Origin of the sequence: Rhodovulum sulfidophilum DSM 1374, assembly GCF_001633165.1 — a bacterium.
GTDB lineage: Bacteria > Pseudomonadota > Alphaproteobacteria > Rhodobacterales > Rhodobacteraceae > Rhodovulum > Rhodovulum sulfidophilum.
In genome coordinates, this window is sequence record NZ_CP015418.1 from 1,448,863 (window position 1) to 1,475,802 (window position 26,940).

Annotated in this window: 26 protein-coding genes and 1 pseudogene; 14 read left to right on the forward strand and 13 right to left on the reverse strand. The window is 67.3% G+C overall.

Features of this window, described 5'->3' with window-relative positions:
- The first annotated feature begins 152 nt into the window (after window positions 1-152).
- Window positions 153-344, forward strand: a complete 192-nt coding sequence (locus tag A6W98_RS06910; protein ID WP_042459562.1) for a hypothetical protein — start codon at window positions 153-155, stop codon at window positions 342-344.
- Window positions 345-544: 200 nt separating this feature from the next.
- Here A6W98_RS06910 and A6W98_RS06915 read toward each other — a convergent pair whose 3' ends face one another.
- The 7 genes and pseudogenes from A6W98_RS06915 to A6W98_RS06945 all read right to left on the reverse strand — a co-directional run bounded on the left by A6W98_RS06915 (window position 545) and on the right by A6W98_RS06945 (window position 8,973).
- The gene (locus A6W98_RS06915) at window positions 545-2,842 is read right to left on the reverse strand and encodes a putative bifunctional diguanylate cyclase/phosphodiesterase (protein WP_081251820.1); all 2,298 of its coding nucleotides are present in this window, start codon (window positions 2,840-2,842) and stop codon (window positions 545-547) included.
- 158 nt (window positions 2,843-3,000) lie between these two features.
- Window positions 3,001-3,561 (reverse strand): annotated as a pseudogene (locus A6W98_RS21875) (chemotaxis protein CheB); the annotation flags it as partial.
- Window positions 3,562-3,890: 329 nt separating this feature from the next.
- A complete protein-coding gene (locus tag A6W98_RS06925) occupies window positions 3,891-4,403 on the reverse strand; it encodes a CarD family transcriptional regulator (protein WP_042459568.1) in 513 nt (170 codons plus the stop codon).
- A gap of 272 nt (window positions 4,404-4,675) precedes the next feature.
- Complete coding sequence (gene fdxA / locus A6W98_RS06930; protein WP_042459571.1) at window positions 4,676-5,014, reverse strand: ferredoxin FdxA; 339 nt, start codon at window positions 5,012-5,014, stop codon at window positions 4,676-4,678.
- A gap of 51 nt (window positions 5,015-5,065) precedes the next feature.
- A complete protein-coding gene (locus A6W98_RS06935) occupies window positions 5,066-5,446 on the reverse strand; it encodes an RNA-binding S4 domain-containing protein (protein ID WP_042459574.1) in 381 nt (126 codons plus the stop codon).
- Window positions 5,447-5,452: 6 nt separating this feature from the next.
- Complete coding sequence (locus A6W98_RS06940; protein WP_063490886.1) at window positions 5,453-8,389, reverse strand: helicase-related protein; 2,937 nt, start codon at window positions 8,387-8,389, stop codon at window positions 5,453-5,455.
- A 23-nt stretch (window positions 8,390-8,412) separates the two neighbouring features.
- A complete protein-coding gene (locus A6W98_RS06945; protein WP_143540942.1) occupies window positions 8,413-8,973 on the reverse strand; it encodes a tetratricopeptide repeat protein in 561 nt (186 codons plus the stop codon).
- 72 nt (window positions 8,974-9,045) lie between these two features.
- On the opposite strand from A6W98_RS06945, the gene A6W98_RS06950 reads away from it, so the two are divergent.
- A complete protein-coding gene (locus A6W98_RS06950) occupies window positions 9,046-9,333 on the forward strand; it encodes an SCP2 sterol-binding domain-containing protein (protein ID WP_042459580.1) in 288 nt (95 codons plus the stop codon).
- A 5-nt stretch (window positions 9,334-9,338) separates the two neighbouring features.
- Complete coding sequence (locus tag A6W98_RS06955; protein WP_042459583.1) at window positions 9,339-10,265, forward strand: alpha/beta hydrolase; 927 nt, start codon at window positions 9,339-9,341, stop codon at window positions 10,263-10,265.
- Window positions 10,266-10,303: 38 nt separating this feature from the next.
- Here the strand turns inward: A6W98_RS06955 and A6W98_RS06960 are convergent, their stop codons facing one another.
- A complete protein-coding gene (locus A6W98_RS06960) occupies window positions 10,304-10,531 on the reverse strand; it encodes a DUF1150 family protein (protein ID WP_042459586.1) in 228 nt (75 codons plus the stop codon).
- A gap of 11 nt (window positions 10,532-10,542) precedes the next feature.
- Window positions 10,543-10,956 (reverse strand): Hsp20 family protein, encoded by a 414-nt coding sequence (locus A6W98_RS06965; RefSeq protein WP_042459590.1) that lies wholly within the window; start codon window positions 10,954-10,956, stop codon window positions 10,543-10,545.
- A gap of 156 nt (window positions 10,957-11,112) precedes the next feature.
- On the opposite strand from A6W98_RS06965, the gene A6W98_RS06970 reads away from it, so the two are divergent.
- From A6W98_RS06970 to A6W98_RS06980, 3 genes are read left to right on the forward strand one after another with little or no spacing between them, the layout of a single operon-like run.
- Window positions 11,113-11,331, forward strand: a complete 219-nt coding sequence (locus A6W98_RS06970; RefSeq protein ID WP_042459593.1) for a YdcH family protein — start codon at window positions 11,113-11,115, stop codon at window positions 11,329-11,331.
- 52 nt (window positions 11,332-11,383) lie between these two features.
- Window positions 11,384-11,872 carry a 5-(carboxyamino)imidazole ribonucleotide mutase gene (gene purE / locus A6W98_RS06975; protein ID WP_042459595.1) on the forward strand — a complete coding sequence of 163 codons (489 nt, stop codon included), beginning with the start codon at window positions 11,384-11,386 and terminating at the stop codon, window positions 11,870-11,872.
- A complete protein-coding gene (locus tag A6W98_RS06980) occupies window positions 11,865-12,959 on the forward strand; it encodes a 5-(carboxyamino)imidazole ribonucleotide synthase (protein ID WP_042459598.1) in 1,095 nt (364 codons plus the stop codon). The genes purE and A6W98_RS06980 overlap by 8 nt, the downstream gene beginning before the upstream one ends.
- Before the next feature lie 24 nt (window positions 12,960-12,983).
- Here the strand turns inward: A6W98_RS06980 and A6W98_RS06985 are convergent, their stop codons facing one another.
- Together A6W98_RS06985 and A6W98_RS06990 are read right to left on the reverse strand one after the other, a co-directional pair.
- A complete protein-coding gene (locus A6W98_RS06985; RefSeq protein WP_042459601.1) occupies window positions 12,984-13,346 on the reverse strand; it encodes a hypothetical protein in 363 nt (120 codons plus the stop codon).
- A complete protein-coding gene (locus tag A6W98_RS06990) occupies window positions 13,346-13,675 on the reverse strand; it encodes an ElaB/YgaM/YqjD family protein (protein WP_042459604.1) in 330 nt (109 codons plus the stop codon). The genes A6W98_RS06985 and A6W98_RS06990 overlap by 1 nt, the downstream gene beginning before the upstream one ends.
- Before the next feature lie 181 nt (window positions 13,676-13,856).
- Between A6W98_RS06990 and A6W98_RS20255 the strand changes: the two genes are divergently transcribed.
- Window positions 13,857-14,027, forward strand: a complete 171-nt coding sequence (locus A6W98_RS20255) for a DUF1328 domain-containing protein (protein ID WP_042459606.1) — start codon at window positions 13,857-13,859, stop codon at window positions 14,025-14,027.
- 140 nt (window positions 14,028-14,167) lie between these two features.
- Here the strand turns inward: A6W98_RS20255 and A6W98_RS06995 are convergent, their stop codons facing one another.
- Window positions 14,168-14,980 (reverse strand): response regulator, encoded by an 813-nt coding sequence (locus A6W98_RS06995; RefSeq protein WP_042459609.1) that lies wholly within the window; start codon window positions 14,978-14,980, stop codon window positions 14,168-14,170.
- Window positions 14,981-15,099: 119 nt separating this feature from the next.
- Here A6W98_RS06995 and A6W98_RS07000 point away from each other — a divergent pair, with 119 nt between their 5' ends.
- From A6W98_RS07000 to A6W98_RS07015, 4 genes are read left to right on the forward strand one after another with little or no spacing between them, the layout of a single operon-like run.
- Window positions 15,100-15,252, forward strand: a complete 153-nt coding sequence (locus A6W98_RS07000; protein ID WP_231098386.1) for a NepR family anti-sigma factor — start codon at window positions 15,100-15,102, stop codon at window positions 15,250-15,252.
- A gap of 2 nt (window positions 15,253-15,254) precedes the next feature.
- Window positions 15,255-15,803 carry an RNA polymerase sigma factor gene (locus A6W98_RS07005; RefSeq protein ID WP_072071738.1) on the forward strand — a complete coding sequence of 183 codons (549 nt, stop codon included), beginning with the start codon at window positions 15,255-15,257 and terminating at the stop codon, window positions 15,801-15,803.
- Window positions 15,800-17,632, forward strand: coding sequence for a sensor histidine kinase (locus tag A6W98_RS07010; RefSeq protein WP_063490889.1), 1,833 nt, complete (start codon window positions 15,800-15,802; stop codon window positions 17,630-17,632). Before A6W98_RS07005 ends, A6W98_RS07010 begins: the two co-directional genes overlap by 4 nt.
- Window positions 17,633-17,677: 45 nt before the next feature.
- Window positions 17,678-17,818, forward strand: a complete 141-nt coding sequence (locus A6W98_RS07015; protein WP_060833775.1) for an entericidin A/B family lipoprotein — start codon at window positions 17,678-17,680, stop codon at window positions 17,816-17,818.
- A 127-nt stretch (window positions 17,819-17,945) separates the two neighbouring features.
- On the opposite strand, the gene A6W98_RS07020 is transcribed toward A6W98_RS07015, so the two are convergent.
- Window positions 17,946-18,569, reverse strand: coding sequence for an exopolysaccharide biosynthesis protein (locus A6W98_RS07020; protein ID WP_247904420.1), 624 nt, complete (start codon window positions 18,567-18,569; stop codon window positions 17,946-17,948).
- 310 nt (window positions 18,570-18,879) lie between these two features.
- Here A6W98_RS07020 and A6W98_RS07025 point away from each other — a divergent pair, with 310 nt between their 5' ends.
- The 3 genes from A6W98_RS07025 (at window position 18,880) to A6W98_RS07035 (ending at window position 26,876) form a co-directional block, all read left to right on the forward strand.
- Window positions 18,880-20,004 carry a TRAP transporter substrate-binding protein gene (locus A6W98_RS07025; protein WP_052677957.1) on the forward strand — a complete coding sequence of 375 codons (1,125 nt, stop codon included), beginning with the start codon at window positions 18,880-18,882 and terminating at the stop codon, window positions 20,002-20,004.
- A gap of 66 nt (window positions 20,005-20,070) precedes the next feature.
- Window positions 20,071-22,572 (forward strand): EAL domain-containing protein, encoded by a 2,502-nt coding sequence (locus A6W98_RS07030; protein ID WP_052677958.1) that lies wholly within the window; start codon window positions 20,071-20,073, stop codon window positions 22,570-22,572.
- Entirely contained in the window at window positions 22,569-26,876 is a 4,308-nt protein-coding gene (locus A6W98_RS07035) for a PAS domain-containing protein (RefSeq protein ID WP_052677959.1), read from the forward strand. The genes A6W98_RS07030 and A6W98_RS07035 overlap by 4 nt, the downstream gene beginning before the upstream one ends.
- Window positions 26,877-26,940: the final 64 nt, after the last annotated feature.

Below are 26,940 nucleotides of genomic sequence, written 5' to 3' on the forward strand. Positions count from 1 at the left end.
CTGACTGAAAAAGTCACGGATTGATGTCTGACAATATCTATCAACCATTTGATTTCTAACAGAAATTTATTGCGCTCTGCGGGTGGAGGTGTTATGATGAGTACATGGCGCCGCGGCTGGGTGGCGCCTCTGAAACAACAAGGAGACATCCGATGTCCGCCCAAGCTTGCAGCAGCTGCACCTTCTTCCAGGATCATGCCCTCAACAGCGGCAAGAGCGCCGAAGCCGCCGGGCTGTGCCGGTACAATCCGCCGGTTACGCAACCCGAAGCCGATTCCCGCGGCCTGTGGCCGGTGGTGAAGACCGACGACTGGTGCGGTCACTTCGAACAAGAAAACGCCTGATCGGTCTGCGCCAGCCAGGTCCCTTCGCCGCCAGCCGCTAGTCGAGCCAGCGATGCGGATCCCCAGCCAGCCATGACGTGACAGATCTTGCGAAACGGGGCGGTGCAATGCATCGCCCCGTGGGCTTTTCCGGCTCTGCCCGGTTCTGTTCGGGGCGCGCGGTTGCCCGGGCCGGACGGTCTTCCCCGCCCGGCGCCGTCTTACGCGCCGATGAGGGCTTCGAAGGCCGCGATTTCAAGCCCCGGGCTGACCAGAAAGCCCTGACCGAATTCGCAGCCGTTTTCGGCCAGCCAGGCCAGTTGTTCCTCGGTCTCGATCCCCTCTGCCACGGTCGAGAGCTGCAGGCTCTCGGCCAGGGCCAGCATCGCCCGCACGATACGCTCCGAAGCCCCATCGCCGTCGCCGTCCCCGGTATCGAGATGGGCGATGAAGCTGCGGTCGATCTTCAGCTCGCTCGGGCGCAGTTTCTGCAGATAGGCGAGCGACGAATAGCCGGTGCCGAAATCGTCGATCGAGATCCGCACCCCGGCATCGGCCAGGTTCCGGGTCGCCTCGCCGGTGCAGTTCATCAGCCGGGTCTCGGTGATCTCTAGCAACAGCAATTCGGGCGGGATCTCGTGATAGTCGAGCAGCGCCAGAACCGAGGGCACGAGCTCGGTGCCTTGCAGCGAGCGTGCCGAGATGTTCACCGAGACCGGCACCTGCAGCCCGCGCCGCACCCAGTCGCCCTGCTGCCGGGCGAACAGCTTGAGCACCCGCAGGTCGAGCGCGTTGTAAAGGCCGTTGGCCTCGGCCAGAGGCACGAATTCGGCCGGAGAGATGTCCCCCAATTGCGGATCGCGCCAACGCAGCAGCGCCTCGGCGCCGATGATACTGTGCCGGTCGGAAATGTCGAATTTCGGCTGGAACACCAGCCGGAAGCTGTCCTCGCAAAGCGCCTTTCGCAATGCGCTGAACACCCGCAGCCGCCGTTCGCTGGTAAAGCGCAGGCTCTCCTTGAAATGCGAAATCCGGTCGCGGCCATTCGACTTGGCGGAATAGAGCGCCATGTCGGCGGCGCGCAGCAGGTCCTCGGCGCGCTCGGCATCACGCGGATAGTGGCTGAGCCCGGCGCTGCAGGTCAGCAGCACCCTGGTTCCGGCCACCTCATAGGGCGAGCGGATGTCGCCGAGCGTTCTTTGCAGCAGGCGCTCGGCCTCTTCGGGGGTGCTGTCGGCGATGAAGAACAGGAATTCGTCGCCGCCGAACCGGCCGAGGCAGGCCCGCTCGCCCATGATGTCTTCCAGCCGCCGGGCGAAGGCCGACAGGATCGCATCGCCGACCTCGTGGCCCATGCCGTCATTGATGTCCTTGAAGGCGTCGATGTCGAGAAATCCCAGCGCCAGTCCCTTGCCCATCGGGTCGAGCCTGGACAGCGCGTCGCGCAGCCGTTCCAAGAAACCCGGCCGGTTGGCGAGCCCGGTCAGCGGATCGCGATTGGCAAGGTCGTTGGCGAGGCTGAAGGCGGCATGGAGATCGGAGTGGCCTGCCATCAGGGTGCTGACATCGGTCGAGGTGCCGCCGACGGCGACGATCTTGCCGCTGTCATCGCGAAGCGGAAATTTCTGGATCAGAAAGCTGCGCCGGTCATCCGGGGCGGTGGCATGGCGGCCCTGATTGCTGGTCGGCTTGCCCGCGATCAGCACCTCGATATCGAGCGCGCGCGAGCCCAGCAGCCCGTCGAAGGCGCGGCGCTGCTCGACGCTCAGGGTCTCGGCGCCGTCCAGATAGGCGCTGACGGCCCGGTTGGCGAAGATCAGGTTGCCGGTCAGGTCGAAGGCATGGATCAGGGTCGAGGTCGACTCGCTCAGCATCTGGTGGCAATGGCTCTCGTGCTCCTGCCGGTCGTCGGAATGACGGTCGACCAGCAGCATATGCACCCGGCCGTCCTCTTCGGCACAGGCCGGAAGACGGGCCAGATGGGCGTCATAGGACAGATACCCCCCGTCGCGGGGCCTGCCGACATGCACCGGGATCGCGGTGGTGGGGCCCTCCTCGGTGCCCGACGGAGGCGCGGCGAGATAGGCATGCAGGCGGCTTCGGGCGGTCTCGTCGAGCATGCGATAGACGGAGCGGTTGCAGAGCCGGTCGGTCGTGGCAAAGCCGAACACGGCGGCCGCGGCCTCGTTGGCCTCGCGCACCACCCCGCCCCGGTCGAGCACAACTGCGGGTAGCGGCAGGCGTTCGAAGAGGGTGAGATATTTGCGCCGCTCCCGTTCCGAGGCGGCATGTGCCTCGAGCAATTCCCGGTTCTGCAGGTCCAGCTCGACCTGGATCAGGTCGAGCCGGTCGGAACGGGTCGCAGATGTGTCGGGCCCGCAGGCGGCAAGCTGACGGGTGAAGGCCTGGAGCTCCAGCTCGAATGATTGGCCGGAAGGCCGGGGCGCGACCTGCCCGATGTCACTCGTCCTACCGTCTTCTGCGGCCGGGAGGGTGGGCGGCGCATCATGTCGTCCCATTTCAGGTAGAATCTTCGAGCCCCCTGGAAGATCGCTGCGATCTCTTCCGAGAGCGCCTCTTTCTTGCCGTCGGGCCGCGCTACGTCGGCTACCGGCGCCGACCCGAAAGGGATCTGTGGCGGCCGCTGTCGGTGCGCGAGCGCGCGCCGGGCGAGGTCGGTTACCGGCAATTCGGCATCGACAATTCCGGCGCGGTGCAGGCTCATCGGTGTGCCGTCGAAATGCGGGTCGCCGGGGTGCTGGATCAGAACCAGCCCGCCGGCGGCGTTGATGGCGCTGGCGCCGTCCGAGCCGGTGCCCGACAACAGGATGCCGCTGGCCCGATCGCCGTAAGCCTCGGCCAGAGAGGTGAAGAAGCTGTCGATGGGCAATGACCGCCCCTCGTCGCAGGGCGTGAGCCGCAGCACGCCCTTCTCGATCCGCATCATCGTGCCGGGCGGGTTCAGGTAGACATGGTCGGGCCGGACCCGGGTGTCGGTCTCGATCATCTCGACCGGCATCCGCGTGCGCTGTGCCAGAAGATCTGCCGTCAGGCTTTCATGCTTGGTCGGGATGTCCTGTATCACCACGAAGGCGGTCCCGGACTCGGCCGGACAATTCTCGAAGAAGGTTTCGAGGGCGGCTGATCCGCCTGCCGATGCGCCAATCCCGATAATCGCCGCAGCATCTTTTTGAGGGGAACCGAAGGGGCACGAACGGGGATCGGTTTCGGTGTCCATCAGGAACGCGTGCCCCGCTTTTTTCAAGCCCGCGCATGCGGTTGATCACGTCTATGAAGCCTTGCGCTCCATCCTTTCGAGCGTTCTTGCATGCGACCAAGGGTTGACCAACCTGTTTCCGGAACAAGCTTTTCCTGCGCCGCGGCATGGTTTCCGTCAGGGCGCGCTCGCGCCTGGACCGCAATCGCAGGGCCTGTTTTCCCGGTTCGGATGCGATGCAGGCGGGGTAGGGCAGGGAAAGACAGGCCGGAAAAAGCAAGGACACCTGCCGCGGGGCGGCCGGTGTCCTGCTGAGACCCGATGGAACGGGCGGTGATCCGGCGCTGGGCTCAGGCAGCCGCGCGCGAGATCAGAACTTCGTCGACCTGCTTCTGCGCGCCGGCCTCGTCCATGCCCGCAACCGCGGCCACTTCGCGGGTCAGCCGCTCGAGCGCGGCCTCGTAGAGCTGACGTTCGGAATAGCTCTGCTCGCGCTGGTCGTCGGCGCGGTGAAGGTCGCGCACCACCTCGGCGATCGAGATCAGGTCGCCCGAATTGATCTTCTGTTCGTATTCCTGGGCACGACGCGACCACATCGCGCGCTTGACCTTGGCCTTGCCTTTCAGCGTCGCCATCGCCTTCGACACCACATCGGGGGTCGAGAGCGAGCGCATGCCCACTTCGGTCGCCTTGTTGGTCGGCACCCGCAGGGTCATCTTGTCCTTTTCGAAGGAGATGACGAAGAGTTCGAGCGGGATGCCTGCGATTTCCTGCTCCTCGATAGACACGATCTGACCCACGCCATGAGCGGGATAGACCACGTAATCGTTGGGGCGGAACTCGGATTTCTTGGTCTTTGTCATACAGCACTTCCTCGCATAGACCGCTGGGGCAGCGACAAGAGAAAGGCCCGGGCCGGGGGCGTCCGGTTCATCCAGTCTTTCGGCGCTGAAAAACCACCCCGCAGAAGGCAGATTCTGCGTGTGGTTTAAGGATTCGGTCTGCCATTTTGTAAAGGAACGATAACACAAAAAACGCCCTACGGAAAGCGCTACGCTCTTTCCGTAGGGGCAAGCACATGAATGTGTGGGCTATTCCCCGCCTAGGGCGAAACGCGGCAGGCGTTAACGAGAAATCAGCCGCCGGCGCCGGGGGTTTCCGAGAAATACTTGGCGCGTTTTCCTTCTTCGCCGTCCCGCTCTTCCGCCTCGGGCAGCGGATCCTTGCGGGTGATGATGCAGGGCCAGGTTTCGGCATATTTCCGGTTGAACTCGACCCACTCGTCCATGTCGGGCTCGGTATCGGGCCGGATCGCGTCGGCCGGGCATTCGGGCTCGCAGACTCCGCAGTCGATGCACTCGTCGGGATGGATCACCAGCATGTTCTCGCCCTCGTAGAAACAATCCACGGGGCAGACCTCGACACAGTCGGTATATTTGCAGGCAATGCAGTTGTCGGTGACGACGTAAGTCATGGGCGAACTCTCGATTTTCCGATCTGGCAGGACGTAAACCACGACTGCCGATCATTCAAGCGGCGGTTTGCGGCTTCGGTCAAGGTCGCGCCGCTCCTTTTTCGTCGGGCGACCTCCACCGTCGTATCTAGGGCTTGCGGGCGCGGGCGCCTTGATCGGGGTCAAGTCCTCGTAGAGGGTGCGCGCCTCGGTCGCGGGGCCGCGACGCTCGGTCAGGGCGAGCACGCGGACCACGCGGATGTCCCGGCCCTGCGGAAAGGTCAGGGTGTCGCCCGGGCCGATCTTCTGGGCGGGCTTGTCGGTCTTGGTGCCGTTCACACGCACATGCGCGCCGGCCACCACCTTGGCGGCCAGCGTGCGTGTCTTGAAGAAGCGGGCCTGCCAGAGCCACTTGTCCAGCCTGACGGTCCGGCGCGGGGCCTCGTCGGTCACCCGGAACTACTTCTTGGTCTTCAGCCCCATCAGCGCGGCGGCGAAGGGGTTGTCGGGGTCGATGGGCTTTTCCTTGCGGGGCGGACGGGCCTCGAAGGTCTTGGGGCCGTCATGGCGCGGCCCGCCCTTGCCGCCGGGCTTGCCGCCATGCTTGCCCTTGCTGCCGCCGCCGGGCTTGCCGCCGCGACCGCGCGCGCCGTCGCCTGCCTGCTGCGGGCGGTCGCCGCGCGGGCGGCCGCCGGGCCGCCGCCGGGGCGCCCAGGTGAAGGTGTAGAAGACCTCGGTCTCGACCTCGGCCGAAGCGGCGTCGGGTGCCTCCTTCTCCGCCTCGGTGTCTGCGGGCGTGTCGGCCTGGGGCTCAGCCGGCGCGTCCGCCGCCGTATCCGCCTTCGTTTCCGCGGGCTGGGCTTCGGGGGCCTCGGGGGTGGCCTCCGCCACGGGGGGATCGGCCGGCGTTTCAGGCGCGGCGGTTTCGATTGCCGTCCCGGGCGCGCTTTCCTCCGCGTTCTGCGCCGCCGACTCGGCTGGGGTTTCGGTGGGGTGCTCCGCAGTGGCGGCGGAGGCCTTGACCTTGGGTCGCTCGCCTTTCTCGGCGCGGTAGCCGAGCCCCTGCATCAGGTCGGCGAATTGCTCGAGCGTGGTGCCGGTGATCGACAGCATGTCGGCCTTGGCCTCGAAGCCCGCCCGGGTGTCTTCCGAGCGGATCTGGTCGGCCAGCCGTTCGAGCATGTCGATCCGGATCGCGCGGGTCCCGGCGGGACGGTATCCGGCCAGCCGGTGGACCTCGTCGGAGACGCCCTGCATCACCGGGATCGTCACCAGCCCGGGCGGCGGGCTTTCGGGGAATTCGTCCAGATTGCTCGAAAGCGACCACAGCACCAGCCGCAGGCGGGTCGGTGCGGGCTTCAGCAGGAGCGGCATGAAGATCGTGAACTGCCCGAAGCGGATGCCGTGCTTGCGCAGGGCCGAGCGGGCCTCCTGGTCAAGTTCCTTGACCTCCTGCGCGACGCCGTCGCGCGACAGGACGCCCATCGCCTCGACCATGCGGAAGGCAAAGCCCCGGGTCAGCCCGGTCAGGGTCTCGTCGCGCTGCAGGTTCAGCAGCGGCTCGAACAGCGTCGCGACCCGGCGGTCGATGAAATGCTGCAGCCGCCGGCGGACCTTCTCGATCACGTCGGGGCCGGCCTCCTCGTCGACGAAGGCGTCGATGCCGGGTTTCAGCGGATCTGCGCCCGCCACCAGCTTGCCAACCGCGTGCTCGCCCCACATCAGCCCGCCCTGCTCGGTGAAATCGAGCTCGGTATCGGGCGCGTTGTAGAAACGATCGGCGCGGAGATGGAATTCGGGGGCAAGCGCCACCAGCGCCGCCTGGCGCAGGGTCTTGGCTTCATCGGGGCTGGCTGACGCATCCTGCCGGAAGCGGAAGCCCTCCAGGCGGCCGACGAACTGTCCTTCGACCGTCACCTCTCCCTTGTCGTTCACCTCGGCCACAAGGCTCTCCTTCTGTTTCAACCGGCGGAGCAGAACGGACGTCCGCCGGTCTACGAATCTTTGCGTCAATGCGCCGTGCAGCGCGTCCGACAGGCGGTCCTCTACAGCACGGGTCTGGGCGCGCCAATGCGGTTCGTCCGCGACCCACCCCGTGCGCTGGGCGACATACGTCCAGGTGCGGATATAGGCCAGACGTTTCGACAGCGTGTCAATGTCGCCGTCTGTCCGGTCGATCCGCCGGACCTGGCGTGCCAGCCAGTCGTCGGGCACCCGCCCGCCATGGTGCAGGAAGCCGAAGATGCGTTCCAGTAATCCGGCATGCTCGGCGCCCGAGATCCCCCGGAAATCGGGTATTCGGCAGACATCCCAGAGAAGTTTCACATCGCGCGAGTCGCGGATCCGGGCGCGCAGCTCGGGCAGGCCCGACAGCGACTTCAGCGCATGGAGGTCGTCGGATTCGCGCACGCGGGTCAGCAATTCGCCCTCTGCGTGTGTCTCAAGCGCGGCAATCAGCCGCTCCGGCGTTCCGAAGTCAAGCCTGGAATTGCGCCACTGCAGCCGTGCGACCGGGTCGAAGCGGTTTTCGACGATGGCCTCGGCCACCTCCTCGGGCACCGGGCGGGCCTCGCCGGTGACGCCGAAGCTGCCATTCTGGGTATGGCGCCCGGCGCGGCCCGCGATCTGGGCCAGTTCGTTCGGCCAGAGCGGGCGCATCCGGCGGCCGTCGAATTTCGACAGCGCCGAGAAGGCCACATGCTTGATGTCGAGATTGAGCCCCATGCCGATGGCGTCGGTCGCGACCAGGTAATCGACATCGCCATTCTGGTAGAGCGCGACCTGGGCGTTCCGGGTCCGGGGCGACAGCGCCCCCATCACCACCGCGCAGCCGCCCTTCTGGCGCCGGATCAGCTCGGCGATGGCATAGACGTTCTCGACCGAGAAGCCGACGATGGCCGAGCGGGGCGGCATCCGGCTGATCTTTTTCGAGCCCGCGTGGATCAGCTCGGAGAATCGCTCGCGGCGCAGGAACTGGGCCTTGGGTACCAGCGCCGCGATGGCATTGCGCATCGTCTCGGCGCCCAGAAACAGCGTCTCGTGCTGGCCGCGGGCATTCAGCAGGCGGTCGGTGAAGACATGGCCGCGTTCGGGATCGGCACAAAGCTGGATCTCGTCGATGGCCAGAAAGTCGGCGCCGGTGCCTTCGGGCATCGCCTCGACCGTCGCCACCCAGTATTGCGTGCGCTCGGGCACGATCCGCTCCTCGCCGGTGACGAGCGCCACCACCGACGGCCCGCGCAGGGCGACGATCCGGTCATAGACCTCGCGCGCCAGCAGGCGCAGCGGCAGGCCGATCACGCCGGTGCGGTGGGCCAGCATCCGCTCGATCGCGTAATGGGTCTTGCCGGTATTGGTGGGCCCGAGGACCGCGGTGATCCTCGATTGCGCTGTCATCCTTCAGCCCCTTCGCCCGTCGTTCAGAGGGTCCGGCCAGAGGTGACGATCTCGAGCCGGCGCACGGCGTCTTCTAGGTCAGGATCGTGGGGATGTATAGCGTGCGCCGCGCGATAGGCGCCGAGCGCCGCTGCATCCTGCCCGGTTTCCTCGAGAAGGGTGCCAAGCCCGGTCAGGGCGCCGAAATGGCGCGGGTTCAGGTCGAGCGTGCGGGCGAGATCGGCCAGCGCCGGGCCGTAGAGCCCCGAGCGGTAATAGGCCAGGGCCCGCGAATTGTAGCCTTCGGCGAAATCGGGGGCATGGTCGACCAGCGCGGTCAGATGGCCGATGGCGGCGCCGTAATCCTCGGCCTCGATGGCGTCGCGCCCGCGCCTGAGCAGCAGGTCCATCGCCGCCGAGCCCGATTTCGACCATTCGCCCCAGAGCGCGTCCTCGACCCGCTGCCAGTTCGGCAGGTCGGGCCGCTGCAATTCCTCAAGCAGATCCTCGGCGCGCCCGGAATCGGCGATGCCCTGCCCGGCGATCAGCGCCGCGCCGGAAAATACCGCCAAGGCAAGATTGAGAAAGCGCAGCGTATTGGCCATAACGGGGAGCAAGATAGCGCAACAGGCGGAAAAAGGCGACATGCCCCGCATTCACAAATCGGAGGTACCCGAATGAGCGATACGCTGGACAAGGCCGTCGAGGCCCTGAACGACAAACTGTCGGGCGGTTTCAACGGCATTGCCAAGTTCTCCATCAAGGATACCGGCGACATCATCGTCGATGAAGATGGCGCCCATGCGGGCGATGCCGAGGCCGATGTGACGCTCTCGGCCAGCCTCGAGACGTTCCGGGCGATGATGGAGGGCGATCTGAACCCGACCACGGCGTTCATGACCGGCAAGCTCATGATCGAGGGCGACATGGGCAAGGCGATGCAACTGGCCCAGATCTTTACCTGACCCGGATGGATCGGGCGCCGCTTTATGCCGATGTCGCCGACGGTCCCGCAGATGGCAGCGCCTGGTGGCTGCGCACCGAGGACGGTGTGCGGATCAGGATCGGCGTCTGGGGGCAGGAAGAGACCGGGGGCACTGTGCTCCTGTTCTGCGGCCGGACCGAATATGCCGAGAAATACGGCAGTGCCGCGGCCGCGCTCCGCGCGCGGGGCTTTGCGACGCTGGCCGTTGACTGGCGCGGGCAGGGGCTGGCCGACCGGGCCTTGGGCGATGCGTCGCTCGGCCATGTCGCGCGATTTGGCGATTTCCAGGCCGATGTGCGGGCGGTGAGGCGGGCGGCCGAGGCGCTGGGCCTGCCGCGGCCCTATCACGTGCTTGCGCATTCGATGGGCGGCGCCATCGCGCTGCGCGCGCTGAACGAGGGGCTCGACGTGGCGAGCGCGGCGTTCTCGGCGCCGATGTGGGGGATCCGGCTGGGTCCCGTCGCGGCGCCCCTGGTCTGGGCGCTGAGCGGTGTCGGGCGCGGCGCGGCGCGGGTGCCGGGGACCGGTGCCAAGCCCTATGTGCTGGCGACGGACTTCGAGGCCAATGACCTGACCGGAGACCGCGCGATGTACGAGAATCTGCGCCGCCAGGTGACGGTGCATCCCGATCTGGGCATCGCCGGCCCGACCGTGACCTGGTTGCGCGAGGCCCTGTCAGAGGCGGCGCGGCTGTCGCGGCTGCCCGCGCCGCCGGTTCCGGCGCTGACCTTTCTGGGCGGGCGCGAGCGGATCGTCAGCCCCGCCGCGATCCGGCGGCGGATGGCGAACTGGCCGGGCGGGACGCTCGATCTCGTCGAGGACGGGCGCCACGAAATCCTAATGGACCGGCCGGAGATCCGCGAAAGGGCCTATGATGCCGCCGCGGCGCATTTCCGGGCCCATGGCGGCTGAGGGCGCGCGCCAACGGCGGCCCTCCCTGCCGATCGGTGTCAGTGAACGTTGACGGGGGCCATGTCGTTCTGGCGCGCCAGCAGGAAGGCCAGCTTGCGGTCGCGCACCAGCGCAAGGCGGTCGCCGTTCGAATCGTGCACGGCGTAAAGCTCGTCCAGATCGGGGGCCTGGCGGCGCAGCTCTTCGGGCAGCTCTGCCACCTTGACCGGCCGGACATAGACGATGCGTTCGCCCGTATCGGGCAGGGGATCGTATTTCACATTCATGACCGTTTACCTCACGCTGTGGAAATCCGGATCGTCTGCACGACGCTTTCGGGCACCGCCCGGCTCAGATCGACATGCAGCAGGCCGTTTTCCATGGTTGCCCCGCTGACTTCCACGCCGTCGGCCAGCACGAAGCTGCGCTGGAACTGCCGTGCCGCGATGCCGCGATGCAGGAAGATCCGCTCGGCGCCGTCCTCGACCTGACGGCCGCGGATCACCAGCTGCCGGTCCTCGACCGTGATCGCAAGATCGCCTTCGCGAAAGCCCGCGACGGCGAGGGTGATCCGGTAGCCCGTTTCGGATGTCTGTTCGATATTGAAGGGCGGGTAGCCTTCGTTTCCGGATTTGGCGGTTCGCTCGACAAGGCGTTCGAGCTGCTCGAAGCCCAGAAGGAAAGGGTGCGAGCCGAGGGTGAGTTTCGTCATGGGCAAGTCCTTGAACAAGCGACCTGGAATTTCCGGGACCCCGCATCCGCGGCGGTCCGACCCAGGATATGGGAACCGGAGCGGCTTCCCGCAAGGCCATTCGCCCGCTATGTTAACACTTGAAGCAACCTCAGCGACTCAGCCCCCGGGAACCAGATGAACATCGCCAGCGAGATGAAATCCGACGAGGTCTTGCGCGTCAAACTGGAGGTTCTGCGGCGCGAGCACCGCGATCTCGACGACGCGATCCATGCCCTGCAGGAAAAGAGCACCGGCGACAGCTTCACGCTCAAGCGGCTCAAGAAGCAGAAATTGTCGCTGAAGGACCGGATCGCGCAGATCGAGGACCAGCTGACCCCCGACATCATTGCGTAGCCGCCGCACGGGGCTATAGTGCCCGCTCGCAAAAACGAGGGGGTCGAACCGCATGGGCGACGTGAAAGTGGGCATCATCATGGGCAGCCAGTCGGACTGGTCCACGATGAGGCAGGCAGCCGACATCCTGGACGCGCTGGAGGTGCCTTACGAGACGCGGATCGTCTCGGCCCACCGAACCCCGGACCGGCTCTGGGATTACGGCAAATCCGCTGTCGGGCGCGGGTTGCAGGTGATCATTGCGGGCGCGGGCGGTGCCGCCCATCTGCCGGGCATGATGGCCTCGAAGACCCGGGTGCCGGTGATCGGCGTGCCGGTCCAGACCCGGGCGCTGTCGGGCGTCGACAGCCTGTATTCGATCCTGCAGATGCCCAAGGGCTTTCCGGTCGCGACCATGGCGATCGGGGCGGCGGGTGCTGCCAATGCCGGGCTGATGGCCGCGGGCATCCTCGCGCTCAACGATCCCGCGCTGGCCGGGCGGCTCGACCGCTGGCGGGCCGATCTCTCGGCCTCGATCCCCGAGGTGCCCGCAGATGAGTGAGCCGCGCGTCTCCGCCCGTCTCGCCCCCGGCGCCACCATCGGCATTCTCGGCGGCGGCCAGCTTGGCCGGATGCTGTCGGTCGCGGCCGCGCGGCTGGGGTTCCGCTGTCATGTCTTCGAGCCCGCCGCCGCGCCGCCCGCCGGTCAGGTCGCCGAGCGTGTGACCACCGCGCCCTATGAGGATACCGGGGCGCTGGCCCGCTTTGCCGCCTCTGTCGATGTCGTCACCTATGAATTCGAGAACATCCCCACCGCCGCGCTGGACGCGATCGAGGCGGTGGTGCCGATCCGTCCGGGCCGGAAGGCGCTGGCCGTCAGCCAGGACCGGCTGGTCGAGAAATCCTTCCTGAACGGGCAAGGGCTCGCGACCGCGCCCTTCGCCGCGGTCGATGACGAGGTCGATCTGGCCGAGGCGTTGGAGGAAATCGGCGCGCCCGCGATCCTGAAGACCCGCCGCTTCGGCTATGACGGCAAGGGCCAGGCCCGCATCATGGCGCCCGAGGACGGCCCGGCGGCGCTGGCCGGGATGACCGGCGCCCCCGCGATCCTTGAGGGATTCGTCGAGTTCTCGTCCGAGATTTCGGTGATCGCGGCGCGCGGCGTCTCGGGCGAGGTCGCCTGTTTCGATCCGGGCGCCAATATCCATCGCGACGGCATCCTGCACACGACCACCGTGCCCGCGCCGCTGAGCGTGGCGCAGCGCACCGATGCTGTGCTGCTGGCGGGGCGCATCCTGAACGCGCTCGATTATGTCGGGGTGATGGGGGTCGAGCTTTTCGTGACGAAGGCCGGGCTCGTGGTCAACGAGATCGCGCCCCGGGTGCACAATTCCGGCCACTGGACCCAGAACGGCTGTGTCATCGACCAGTTCGAGCAGCATATCCGCGCCGTGGCGGGCTGGCCTCTGGGGGACGGGGCGCGCCATTCCGATATCGTGATGGAGAACCTGATCGGCGAGGACATGGACCGGGTGCCCGATCTGGCCGCCGATCCGAAGGTGGCGCTGCATCTCTATGGCAAGGCCGAGACCCGCGCCGGCCGCAAGATGGGCCATGCCAACCGCTGGACCGGCCCGGCCGCCTCGTGAAGGCGTGGCGCCGGGCGCGGGCGATCAGTCGCGCGCCCGGTCGCTGCTGCCGGGCTTGCGGGCGGCGCGCCCGGCCTCGAGCCCGGCCGCGAAACCCTCGGCCATGTGGATGAAGGGGGTATAGGGATCGGCCGGCGGCGCGGTTCGTTCCGGCTGGCGCGGGCGCAGGCTCAGGGCCCAGAGGATCAGCCCCGCCCCGAGATAGGCCGAGCCGATCACGGTGGCGGCAAAGACCGCCCCGTGACCGGCGCTCAGCACCAGCCAGGCCGCGACCGTGAGGAAAGCGGCGCCCACCCCCGCGCAAAGGCTGCCTGCGGTGCCGAGCGCCAGCCGGTGCGAAAAGGCGCGCGCCCGGCGTTCGGCCTCGTCGAGGGGCAGCGAGAACATCAGCGGCGGCCCGTCATCAGCCCGACGAGAAAACCCAGCCCGACCGCGATGCCCATCGCGGCGGCGGGCTGGCGGCGCACGGCATCGGCCGCCTGTTCGCCAAGTTCGGCGCCGCGGTCCTGGACCCCGGCGACCGTCGCCTCCCCGCGTTCGCGCAGCTCCGAGGCCCGGCGCTGCACCGTGTCGCGCATGTCGTTCTTCTTGGCCTCGCTCAGGTCGCCCAGGGTGCGCGCAATCTGGGCGATGTCGTCCTTCAGCGCCTCGATCTGGACCTCGAGATCCTGAACGCTGGCGCTGCTGTCGTTCCGCTTTTCCGCCGATTGTGCCATGACGGCCTCCTTGCTGTTATTGCATCTGCTGCATCTCAGCGCAGGAAACGTCCGCCTGTGCTGCGCGGTTCCGTCTGCTCGCGGTGAAATCACGGTTGCGAGAGGCCCTCTGCATTGGGCTGGAACCACTCTGCCCGCTCGACGTTGGGTCAATACAACCGGACATGAAAGGAGCCAAGAAATGCTTTACTGGGCACTGGTTTTTCTCGTCGTCGCGCTGATTGCGGCCGCCTTCGGGTTCGGGGGCATCGCCTCGGCCTCGGCCGGCATCGCGCAGATCCTGTTCTTCGTCTTCCTCGTCCTCTTCGTCGTTGCGCTGGTGGCGCGGGCGCTCCGGGGCCGTATGCCGTAACATGAGAAGGATGACGGCTGCACGTCATTCGCAGGTTCGCGCGGATGGCACAAAAGACCCCGCCGTGTAACCCGGCGGGGTCGACTGTTTCAGGCTGTTTCAGGGCTGGCCGCCGGCACTGACGCCAGCCCCGGGGCAGCTCAGGCGCCGAGCGTCTCGGTGCTCGAGAAGAACATCGCCTGGCTCACCGCCGAGCGCACCTGGTCCTCGGTATAGGGTTTCGAGATCAGGAAGGCGGGTTCCGGCCGCTCGCCGGTCAGCAGGCGTTCGGGGAAGGCGGTGATGAACACCACCGGCCGGTCGCCGAGGTCGCCGAGGATGTCGTTCACCGCGTCGATCCCGGAGGATTTGTCGGCCAGCTGGATATCGGCGAGGATCAGGTCCGGCGGGTCCTTCTTCGCCAGATCGACGGCGCCGCGCCGGGTGCGGCCGATCCCGGTCACCTCATGGCCCAGCCCCTGGACGATGGCCGAGATGTCGATGGCGATGATCGCCTCGTCCTCGATGATCAGCACGCGCCCGGCGATGCTGCGGGCCATTTCGTCGCGGGCGATCCGGATCAGCTGTTCGGCCTCGGTGCCCGGCAGGCCCATGATCGTGCCGACCTCCTCGGTCGTGAAGCCCTCGATCGACTGCAGCAGCAGGGCCTCGCGGGTATTGCGGGTCAGGCCCGCAAGCCGGGTCTGGGCCTCGATGGCCGAGGCGGGTTGCGACTCGCTCAGCGGCGCGCCCGAGGATCCCCAGATCCGGTTGAACGCCTTGAACAGCGCGACCTTTGGCGGCAGCCCCTGTTCGAAGACCTCCCGATCTGAAAGGATCGCCTCGAGTGTCGCGATCGCATAGGCGTCGCCGCTGGTCTGGCTGCCAGTCAGCGCCCGCGCGTAGCGTCTGAGATAGGGCAGTTCCGACCCGATCACTCGGGAAAGATCGTCAGAATGTGGTGCATGCGTCATGCGCGACCTCAAAAAAACAATGTCTCATGGGAACCGAACGCGATTACCGGCGTTTGGTTCCGCAGTCTGAAAGTTAAGGCGGGCCGACCGGAATGGAACACAAGGACCGTAGGGGTCGCATGGAAGAGCAAATCGACGACAATTTGCGGCGCGTCTATGCGCAGGCCGTGGAGGAGCAGGTCCCCGACCGCTTCCTCAAGCTGCTTGAGCAGCTGCGCGGCGCTGGCGCCGAGGCGTCCAATGGCAGCAGCGGCAAGGGTAGCGATACGTGAGCGTGGCGTCGGACCCCCGGGAAGACCTGGTGACGCATCTCCCGGCGATGCGGGCCTTTGCCCTCAGCCTCACGCGCAATTCGGCCACGGCCGATGACCTGGTGCAGGATGCGATCGTGAAGGCCTGGAGCAATTTCGACAAGTTCGAACCCGGCACCAACCTGAGGGCCTGGCTGTTCACGATCCTGCGCAACACCTATTATTCGATGCATCGCAAGCGTCGGCGCGAGGTCGAGGACCCGGATGGCGCGCTTGCCGCGCATCTCTCGGAAAAGCCGCATCATGACGGCAGGCTTGCGCTGGCGGACTTCAAGGTCGCTTTCGCCAAGCTGCCCGACGAGCAGCGCGAGGCGCTGATCCTGGTCGGCGCCGAAGGCTTCTCCTACGAGGAGGCCGCCGCGACCTGCGGCTGTGCCGTGGGTACCATCAAGAGCCGGGTCAACAGGGCCCGGGTGCGGCTGGCCGAGCTGATGCATCTGAACGATGCCGACGATATTGCGATGACCGATCCCGTGACGCTGGCCGGTCTTTCCTCCAAGCGACCTGCATGACCGATACTCTCAAGGCGCGCATTTCGACGCGCCGTCTGACCAAGAGCCTGGCGCTCTGGCTGATCGGTGCCCTGACCGTCGCCATGCTGCCGCTGGGGCTGATCTCCGTGTCGCAGACCTCGAAGGTCCTGCACGAGACCGAGCGGCTTTCGGGCGTGGCGCTCATGGACCGGACCCAGCGCGCCGCGGTGCGGACCCAGGCGCTGATCCAGGAGGCCTTCGGTGCGGCCCGTTCCGTTGCCGCGGCCAATGTGGTGTTCGAGGGCGGCGGTCTTTCCTGCGACGCGGTGATGGCGCGGCTGGTCAAGGACAACCCGACCTATCTCTTCGCCGGGTTCGTCGAGCCCGATGGCAGGATCACCTGTTCCTCGAATGGCGAACATCTCAGCCTCGTCGATCAGGCCTATTTCCTCAATCTTCTGCGCGATCCGCAGCCTCGCGTCGACACCCGGTTCAGCGTTCCGCTGGAGGGCGCCCGGGTGGTGCGGGTCAGCGTGCCGGTCTTCGAGGAGGGCGAGCTGCAGGGGTTCGTTCTCATCTCGATGCCCTATGCCGCGGCCTATTACACGCTCGATGACGGCGGCGCCGAGGTCGATCTGCTGGTGTTCGACCATGAGGGCGAATTCCTCACCGCCGAGGCGGCCACGCGCGAGGAGGGCGCTCCGCCCGAGACCTTCGAGGAGGTCTTGCCGCGCAACCATACCCTCGAGGCGCTTGCCGCGGCGGGGCGGCAGTCGTTCCGCGGTACCAACCGGCTTGGCGAGACCCGCGATTTCGCGGTGGTTCCGGTGATCGACGACCGCATTTTCGTGATGGGCAGCTGGGCGCCCGACCGCAATGGCACGGTGCCGACGACGGGCCGGGCCTTGGCGCTCTATTTCCCGATCCTGATGTGGGTGGCCGGCATCGTCGTCGCCTATTTCGCCGTGCACCGGCTGGTGATCCGTCACATCAAGCGGCTGCAGAGCTGGATGCGGCTCTATGCCAGCGGACATACCGATTTCGGGCAGGCCCGGCTCGATCACGCCCCGCACGAGCTTGAAGTGGTGGCCGAGGCCTTCCGCAGCATGACCCGGCGTCTGGCCGAACAGGACCGCGCTCTCGAGGAGGATCTGGCCGAGAAGACGATCCTGCTGAAGGAGGTCCATCACCGGGTCAAGAACAACCTTCAGCTCATCACCTCGCTGATGAACATGCAGATCCGCAACGCCCGCAGCGCCGAGGCGCGCCGGCTTCTCAAGCGGGTGCAGGACCGGGTGATGGCGCTTGCCGCGATCCACCGTTATCTCTACATGGCCCGCAAGCTGTCCCTGGTCCGCGCCGACAGGCTGCTCGACGACATCATCCGCCAGCTGGTGGTGGTCAGCGATATCGGCGGCGCCGAGAAGAGCGTCAAGATCGCCACCCAGTTCAGCCCCGTCGAGGTCAATCCCGATCAGTCGGTCCCGCTGTCGCTGCTTGCGACCGAGGCCGCGATCAATGCGGTCAAGTATTGCGGGACGCCGCCGGAGGGCGGGCAGGCATGGATCACCATGGCGCTGCAGACGCTCGAGGACGGTCGGATCTGCCTCAGTGTGGTCAATTCCCGCAGCGAGGATCCCGAGCCCGATCCCGGTGCCGAGACTGGTGCCCTGACCGACAGTTCGGGCATGGGGCGGCAGCTCATCTCGTCATTCGCGGCTCAGCTCGACGCCGAATTCGAGGTCCATTCCGAGCCCGATCGCTACGAGCTCCATGTGACCTTCGCGCCGCTGGGGGCCTCCCTCGAGGAGGACGAGGCCGAGCCGGATGAAGAAGCGGCATCCGGCGGCGTTTCCGAGGGAACCTGAACGCGGCCGGGGCGTTGGTCTGCCATGATTGACACAGGAGGTTCCATGACCCGTATCGTTGTTTTCTGCCTGTCCGCCGCCGCGCTTCTCGGTGTTGCTGCCTGTGAGACCGTCGAGGGCGCAGGCCAGGATATCCAGTCGGCCGGGGGCGCGATTTCGCAAGAGGCGCGCGAGGCTCAGAACTGACCGACGAAAGGCGGGCCCGGGCCCGCCTTTCGTTACCGCCCGAGGCGTCCGGTCCGGTCCGGGCGCCTTTTTTTATGCGGCCAATTCTGCGGCGGGCCGTTTCTTCATGGGCGGGGGCGCCGAGCCCTTATCCCAATTCCAGCACGCCGACGATCACGGCGAGGGCGGCCGCGAAAGGCGCCATTCCGATCAGGGCCAGAAGCCCGTCGCGGGCCAGCATCGCCACCGACAATGTGACCACGGCCATGCCCAGCAGCGACGAGCTGAACGGCACCAGCTCCAGGAACGGCATCGCCAGACCGGCGAGGATGCAGAGCAGCTGAAGCACAGCCACCAGCGGCGGGGTGACCAGAAACTTCAGCCTCGGCCGCGCCGCCCATTCCAGCCAGCCCGCCGGACGGCGCAGCCAGGCGATCGCGGTGCGGGCGCGGTCGGCTCGGATCTCGCGCCGCATCAGCCAGTCCGGAGCCCAGAGATGGCGCCGCCGTACCAGCATCTGTCCGGCGATCAGCGCGATGCCGATGCCGCAGAGGCTTGAGAAGCCCGGAATGCCGCTCAGCGGCGAGACAACGGCCAGCGCCGGGGCCAGCATCAGCGGCAGGAACGAGACCGATCCCAGCGCTTCGAACATGCGCCTGACGGACAGCCGGTCGCCCTGCGCCGCCTGCTCGACCGCGTCGAGAACCGCCGAAACCGGCGCCTCGCGCATCCTGCCTATGCTGTCTTGCGAAAAATCTTCGGTTCGGGCCATGAGGTCCTCTCGGCTGCCGCAGTGGAAAGCACGGGTCCCGGCCGGTGCCGCGCCCGCCGTCTCAACGTGTCAGCAGCGGTTTCGTTCGCCGACATGAAGCAGGCCTGACCGGCCGGTCCGGGGGCGGCGTGCGTTTTCGATTCGTTCACCTCGGCAGGATAGCTCTCTTTTGAGCGAAAACCGCAATATTAGCCGGGCTTGGCCACAGGCAGGACACCGTTCCGGTTAATGACGCTTTCAGTCCTGAGGCCCAAATTCGGACCGCGGTTGCCGTTGGGTCAGGAAAAGGCCGATATGTCAGGAGAGCGCGATGCCGAACATCCTTCCGCCAGCCCCGATCCCCCTGCGTCCGGCGCTGGTTGCCTGCTGCCTCCTGATCCTGCTGCTCGGGGCGATGCTGGCGCCCGGTCCGGCCCGAGCACATCCGACCGGCGCGCCTTCGGCCAATATACAAGGCGGCATATCCGGGCCGGTCCAGCTTCGGATCGCCTCGTTTTTTCCCGTCGACATGCCGGTGCTTGGTCGTGCGGCGCTGGATCTGGCCGAACGGGTCGAGAGGATGTCGGGGGGTACGCTCCGGTTGTCGATCGCCTCGCCAAGCGCGGCCGCTCCGGCGCTCGATATCATCGTCGAGATGAACCATGGTGCCATAGACGGCGTCTGGGCGGCCGCCGGGTGGTATGCGCAACGCGACAGTGCCTTCGGTCTGCTCACGGGCATGCCCTTCGGCCCGACGCCCGACGAGTATCTGGCCTGGTATTTCTACGGCGGCGGGCGCGAACTCGCGCAGGACCTCTACCGGCCTTACGATGTTCACAACATCCTCTGCGGCATCATTCCGTCCGAAGCGTCGGGATGGTTCCCGCGCGAGATGACGTCGGCGGACGATCTCGCGGGGTTGCGGATGCGGTTTTTCGGTTTCGGGGCCCAGGTGATGCAGCGCTTCGGGGTCGAGGTTGTCCTGCTCGGCCCCGAGCAGATGTTCGAAGCGGTCGAGAGCGGCAGGATAGATGCGACGGAATTCTCGCTTCCGTCGATGGATGTCCCGCTCGGATTGCATAAGATTTTGAAATATTACTATTTTCCTGGATGGCATCAGCCTGCGACCCTGATCAACCTCTATCTCCCGCGGCCGGTCTGGGTCGGGCTTCCGGACCGCCACAAGGCCGTGCTCGAGGCCGGTTGCGGCGACATGATCCGGCAAACCCTCGCCGAGGGCGAGGCGGTGCAGGCGCAGGCGTTGCGGGCCATCGCGGCCGAAGGGGTCGAGCTGCATCGCTGGCCGGCCGAGATGCTGGTCGCCTTCGAAACCGCCTGGCAGGCGGTCGTGGCCGAGGAATCCCGGCTCAATCCGAATTTTGCGCGGGTCTACGCGTCGCTTGCGAAGTTTCGGGCCGATCGCCAGCAGTGGCGCCATTTCAGATTCCTGCAATAGATGGAAAACGACCTGCGACAGCCCATGGCGCAGCGGTTGCGCGACAGCGGCGCGCGACGGGGCCGAATGGCTTCGGTTCTGCGCGGGGGTGAAAGCAGCATCCTGAACGGGTTGGGGCTTGCCGCGGCCACCTTCCTGACGCTGATCCTCGGGCTCGGGGCGCTCAGCCTCGGCCAGATCGGGTCGGTCACCGCGGTCTCTCTCGAGATGCGCGATGTGGCGCTTCCCAAGTTGCTGGCGGTGAACGAGATAGAGATCGCGCTCGATGCCCATGCGCTCCTCGCGCGTCGTCGTGTACAGGTCACGGATTTCAGGCAGGCCGCGGATATCGACCGCGAAATGCGCCGCGCCGCCGCGCGGTTTCTGACCGGTATCGAGCGCCTCGATCAGCTAACGCTCGGGGCGCGCGCGCTGGAGGTCGAACAGTCGCTCGAGGCCGCCTGGCTGAAGTATCTGGCCGCCCTCGACCGGGTCGGACGGCTTTACGAACGCGGCGCTCTGGCCGATGCAGAGGCCGCGATGCAGGACAGTGTCCGCGTGGCCGAGGCCGATGTCCGGCGCAGCGTCAGCGATCTGGTCGACGTCGTCCAGGCGGAGGCGGCCGGGATTTCGGCCGCGGCCGAGCGCGAGTGGCAGCGCGCCCGTGTGCTGACCCTCGGCGCGCTTCTGGCCGGGCTCGCGGCGACGCTGCTGACGATGCGTTGGGTGGTGCGCCGGGTCAGCCGACCATTGCTGGCGATCAGCGCGGCGATGCGGCGGCTGAACCGGGGCGAAGACGCCGCCATCCTGCCCGTTCTGCCGGGCCGGACCGATGAAATCGGCATTCTGGCCGAGGCCGCGGCAGCGTTTCGCGACAGTGTGCTGGAGGCCCGCGCCCTCGCCGCCGATCTCGAACTGCAGCGCGAAATCCTCGCGGCGTCGGTTCGCAACATGCCGCTCGGCCTTTGCATGCTCGACGAGCTGGGTCGGGTCGCGGTTTCGAACCGGGCCCTGGTCGAAATCTTCGATCTGTCCCCCGCCGACTGCGCCCCGGGTGTCGCCCAGCGCGATCTGCTCGACCGGCTGGCCGCGAGGGTCGACCGGGGACGGAAGAGTGCCGGTGAATTCAGCACCGGCATCGCCGCCACCGTGGCCCGGGGCGATCAGATGACCGGCACCTGGCAACTGATGGCAGGCGGCAGCGTCTCGGTCATCATCCAGCCCACGCCCGATGGCTGGATGATGATCGCGGAGGATATCACCGAACGGGTCAGCCACGAGGCCAATATTCGGCACCTGGCGCGCCACGACCCGCTGACCGGCCTGCCCAACCGGCGCGCCTTCAGCGAGGCGATCGACCGCGCGATCGCCGAGGCCGGGGCGGAATGTCCGGCCGCGGTTCTGTTCGTCGATCTCGACCGGTTCAAGAATGTCAACGACACGCTGGGCCACGGCATCGGCGACGCGCTGCTGCGGCAGGTGGCGGCGCGGCTCAGCTGGGCCGTGCGCGATGCCGACACAGTGGCCCGTTTCGGCGGCGACGAATTTGCCGTAATCCAGCGTGGCTGCGTCCAGCCCGAGGGGGCGCGGGGGCTCGGCGAGCGGATCATCGCGCTGCTGTCCTCGCCCTTCGAGATCGAGGGGAACAGCCTGCGCATCGGGGGCAGCGTCGGCGTGGCGCTGGCTCCGGGCGATGGCGACTGTGTCGCCGATGTGCTGAGGAATGCCGATCTCGCGCTTTATGCGGCGAAGGCGGCGGGCCGCGGCCAGTGCCTGTTCTTCGATCCCGAGATGAACGCGCGACAGCGCGCCTTGCAAAAGCTTGAACATGACCTGCGGCAAGCGGTGCTGAGCGATGCTTTCGTGATGGAATACCAGCCGCTCTTCGATATCGCCTCGGGCGATCTGGTCGGGGCCGAGGCGCTGATGCGCTGGATCGATCCGGTGCGTGGCCGGGTATCGCCCGCCGAATTCGTCCCGATGGCCGAAGAGCTGGGCCTGATCGTTCCGCTCGGGGCCCGCGCGCTGGAGATGGCCTGCGCCGATGCCGCGACCTGGCCCGCCCATCTGAAGGTCGCGGTCAATCTTTCGCCGGTTCAGGTCCATCGTGTCGGGGTGGTCGAGGATGTGCGTGCCGCGCTGGCGGCGTCCGGGCTCGACCCGCGCCGGCTCGAGGTCGAGATCACCGAAGGCGTGCTGCTCGATCATGGACCCGAGGTGCTCGGCACCCTCGACGCGCTGCACGAAATGGGGGTGCAGATCGCACTCGACGATTTCGGGACCGGCTATTCCTCGCTGGGCTACCTGCGGGCGCTGCGGCTGGACAAGGTGAAGATCGATATCTCCTTCGTGCGCGAGTTGGAGAACGATCCCAGCGCGGCGGCCATTGTCCGCGCGGTCTGTTCGCTTTGTGCGAGCCTCGATATCGGCGTCACGGCCGAGGGGGTCGAGACGGCTGAACAGCTGGCGTCGGTCGCGGCGGCGGGCTGTATCGAGGCGCAGGGCTTCTATCTTGGCCGTCCGGGGGCGGCCGAGATCATCGCCGGGCTGGCTGGCGGTGCCCTGCAAGGCGGGCGGGGGGTGGCATGAGCCGACCCGTTCAGGGCAGCCCGGGGGAGGCGGCCGCGCCCCTCTTCGGGGAGGTGGCCGATCTGGTCGCGCTGATGGCGGCCCCCGCCTGGGCCACCGGTCCCGATGGCACCGTGCTGGCGGCAAACCCTGCCGCGGCCGCGCTGCTCGACCGCCCGGTTGCGGACTGGGTCGGGCTTGGTGACACGGCATTGCTGGTCGGGCGCCAGGTCGCGCGGTTCCGTCGCGCCCGCGCCGGGGTCGGACGCGACGGGGCGGTCCGGGTCCGCTTCCGCGGCTGTTTCCTGACCGGAGGCGGGCACCCGCGCCTGCTCGACTGCAGTCTCACCGCGCTTGCAGAGACCCGGGGCGGCGCTGTGCTGGTGCAGGCCGACCCGGTCGCGCCCTCGCGCATCGGAACGGCCTGCTCTGCGGCCGGGACCGGGCATCTGTCGCGTTCCCAGGCGGTGTTGCCGCGCGCGGCCGAACTCGTCGGCTTTGCCGAATGGTCCCTCGATCCGGATTGCGGCCGGATCCGGGTCGCGGACGGGATGCTGGCGATGCTGGGGCATGACCCCGACAGGGGCGAGATCGACTCGGCCTGGCTCCGGTCGCGGGTCCATCCCGAGGACCGTCCGGCCATGCGCGCCGTGGCCGCGCGGCTGATCCGGGGCGATGACGAGAGCATCCGGATCGACTGCCGTTTGCGGCACCGCGACGGCCGCTATCTCTGGGTGGAGGCGAGCGCCCGCCGGGTCGAGCCGGGGCTGGGGCAGCGGCCGGTCTTCTGCGGCGTCCTCTCGGATGTGACCCATCACAAGGAGCATGAGGCGCAACTGCAGCAGGCGCTGTTCGAGGCGCGGCGTGTCCGCACCGAGGCCGCGAAAACCGAAGGCATCATACGGATCGCCGCCGAGGGTGCCGGGTTCGGGCACTGGACCTTCGATCCGGTCATCGAGACCTACTGGCTGGACGAGGTCTTTTCCCGGACGCTGGGATACCGGCCCGGCGCCATCGACACCAGCCGCAGCGGGTTCCGAGAGCTGCTTCATCCCGACGATGCCGAGGCGGCCCGCGCCGCGATGGATGCGCTGGTTTCGGGCGCGTCCGAACGGATGCATATCGATTGCCGCCTGCGCGCCGCCGACGGAACCTGGCGCTGGTTCGAGACCAGCGCCCGGCTGGTGTCGCTGAGCGAGGTCGGTCTGCCGCCGCTGGTCTGCGGCATCAGCCGCGACATCACCCCCCGCAAGACCTACGAACAGGAGCTTGCCCATGCCCTGGAACTCGCGCGCCAGGCCCGCGACGAGGCCGAGGCGGCGCGGGTCAAGCAGCAGTTGCAGGCCACGATCCTCCGGGTCTCGACCGAATACAGCAATGTCGTTCCCTGGCACGCGGTGCCCTCGCTCGGGCTGTTTCGGGCCGACGATCATCTTGCCGCGATGCTGGGCTATCCGCCCGGACGCCGCTTCACCGCCGCCGAGTTCCGCAACCTGATCCATTCCGAGGACGCCTCCGAGGCGCTGGGCCGGGTCGATGCGCTTTACAGGCGCAAGCTCGAGGCGATCGCGGTCGAGTTCCGGGTTCGGCGCGGCGATGGCGGCTGGTGCTGGGTATCCTCGAAGGCGCGCTGGCTCGACCGGGCCGCGTCGGGACTGCCCGACATGATCTGCGGCACGCTGACCGAGGTCACCGCGCTCAAGGCCAACGAGACGCGGCTGGCCGAGGCGCTGGCCGCCGCCGAAACCGCCCGGATCGACTCCCAGACCCGCGAGGAGATGCTGCGCACATCGGCGCTGTGCAGCGGGATCGCGCATTGGGTGGTCTGTCCGGCCACCGGCGAAGGCTGGATCCCCGACGGCACCTATGGTCTGCTGGGCTATGCGCCGGGCGCCTTCCCGCCCCAGAAGGGCTGCTGGCGCGGCCTCATCCATGAGGAGGACAGCGTCGAGGCGGTGGCCCTGATGCGCGACCTGCTGGAGGGGCGCTCGGAAACCTATGCCCATGAACACCGGCTGTTGCATGCCGATGGCTCGTATCACTGGTACCGCGCGGTTGCGCGGCGGGTCCGCCGGGCGGCCTCGGGGCAACCCGACCTGATCGCCGGTGCGCTGGTCAGCATCGACCATGTCAAGGAGAACGAGGCGCGGCTGGCCGAGGCCGCCGAGGCCGCCCGCCTTGCCGGCGAGCGGCTGAACACCCTGGCCGACAACGCCCCCGGGGCCCTTTTCATCTTTCTCATTTCGCCCGACGGCCGGTTCGAGCTGCCCTATTTCAGCGCCAAGCTGCCCGCTCTGATGGGGCTGAGCCGGGCCGAGATCGAGGCCGATGCCAGCGCGCTCATGACCCGGGTCGCTCCCGATCACATCCGTGCCCTGCGCCGGGCGATCGCGACCTCGCAGCGCGGGCTGACGCCTTTCGAGATGCGGTTGCGGGTCTGCAGGCCCGAGGGTGGTTTCCGCTCGGTGCTGGTCGCGTCGCTGCCCTTCGCGCGCGAGGACGGGACCGTGGTCTGGTACGGCAATGTCTTCGACATCACCGACCGCCTGGACGCCGAGCGCCGTGCCGCCGAGGCGGCCGAGGAGGGGCGCCGCGTCCATGAGCGGCTGAGTTCGGTGGCGATGATCGCGCCGGTCGGGCTTTACGAATTTCGTCGCCAGGCCGATGGCAGCATCGATTTCCCTTATACCACGCCCAAATTCGAGGACATCATGGGCCTCAGCCGCGAAGAGATCGGCATGCGGAGCTGCGATGTCCTGCGGCGGATTGATCCCGAGGATCTGCCGCATGTGCTCGCCAGCATCGAGGACAGTGCCCGCGATCTTTCGCTCTGGAGCCAGCGGTTCCGGATCCGCCATCCGGAGCGGGGGCTGATCTGGCTGTCGGGCGCCTCGGCGCCGCGTCGTCAGGAGGACGGCACCATCCTCTGGGCCGGGGCGCTGCATGACGTCACCGGCGATGTCCAGCGCGAGGCAGAGCTTCGTCAGGCGCATCGGCTGGCCGAGGCGATGCGGGCCGAGAACGAGCGGCAGGCGCTGCATGACGGTCTGACCGGGCTGCCCAACCGGCGGTTTTACGACCGGGTGCTGAGCAGCCGGATCGAGGCGGCGCGGGCGGGGCAGGGACCGCGCGACTGCGTGCTGATCCGGATCGACCTCGATCATTTCAAATATGTCAACGACACGCTGGGCCATGAGGCCGGTGACAGGGTCCTGATCCGGGTGGCCGAGGTGTTGCGCCAAATGCTGCGCGCGGTCGATTTCGTGGCCCGCATCGGTGGCGATGAATTCTCGATCCTGCTCGGCCCGGACATGAACCAGGACAATGCGCGCGAACTGGTCGAACGGGTGCAGGGCGCGCTGAGCCGGCCGCTGACCTATGAGGGGCGGCTCTGCCGGTTCGGCGCCAGTTTCGGCATTGCCCATACCGGGGACATCACCGAGCTTGGGGCCGAACTGCAGCTTTTTGCCGATGCCGCGCTGTACCGGGCCAAGGAAGGCGGGCGCAACCGGATGGAGTTCTTCACCGCCGAGCTGCATCGGAACATCCTCAACGATCGCCGGATCGCCGTGGAACTGCATGAGGCGCTGGAGCGGGACGAATTCGAACCTTTCTTCCAGCCCCAGATCGCGGCCGAGGACGGGCGTCTGGTCGGGGCCGAGACGCTTCTGCGCTGGCGTCACCCCGAAAAGGGCCTGCTGTCGCCCGATGACTTCATGCATGTGGCCGAACAGCTTCGGATCGTGCCCGAGATTGACCGGATCATGATGCGCAAGACGCGCTCTGCCCTGGCGCGCTGGCAGGATCAGGGGCTGGTGCTGCCCAAGATCAGCTTCAATGTCAGCTCGGGCCGGATGCATGATCCCGATGTGGTCTCGCTGGCGCGCTCGATGGCTGGCGGCGGCACCAGGGTTACCTTCGAATTGCTGGAATCGATCCTCGTCGAGGAGGAGAGCGATGCCTTCCGGTTCCATCTCGACCAGATCCGCGAGGCCGGGATCGACATCGAAATCGACGATTTCGGCTCGGGCCATGCCTCGATCATCGGGGTGATGGAGATCGCGCCCAAGGCGCTGAAGATCGACCGTCGGATCGTGCGCCCGGTGGCCTGCGACATGCGCTCACGCAATCTGGTGCGGGCGATCATCGAGATCGCCGAGACGCTGGGCATCGCCACCGTGGCCGAGGGGGTGGAAACCGAGGAACAGGCGAAGATCCTGCGCGGCGTCGGCTGTCAGGTGCTGCAGGGGTATCTGTTTTCCCATCCGCTCGACGAGGGCGACTTCCTTGCCTTCACGCGCGCCGATCTGAAAAAGCGCGCCTGAGCGGGCGGCCGCAAGCCTGCCGCAGGGGCCGACCCGCCGACGGGGCTTTCGCACGCCTCCGGCG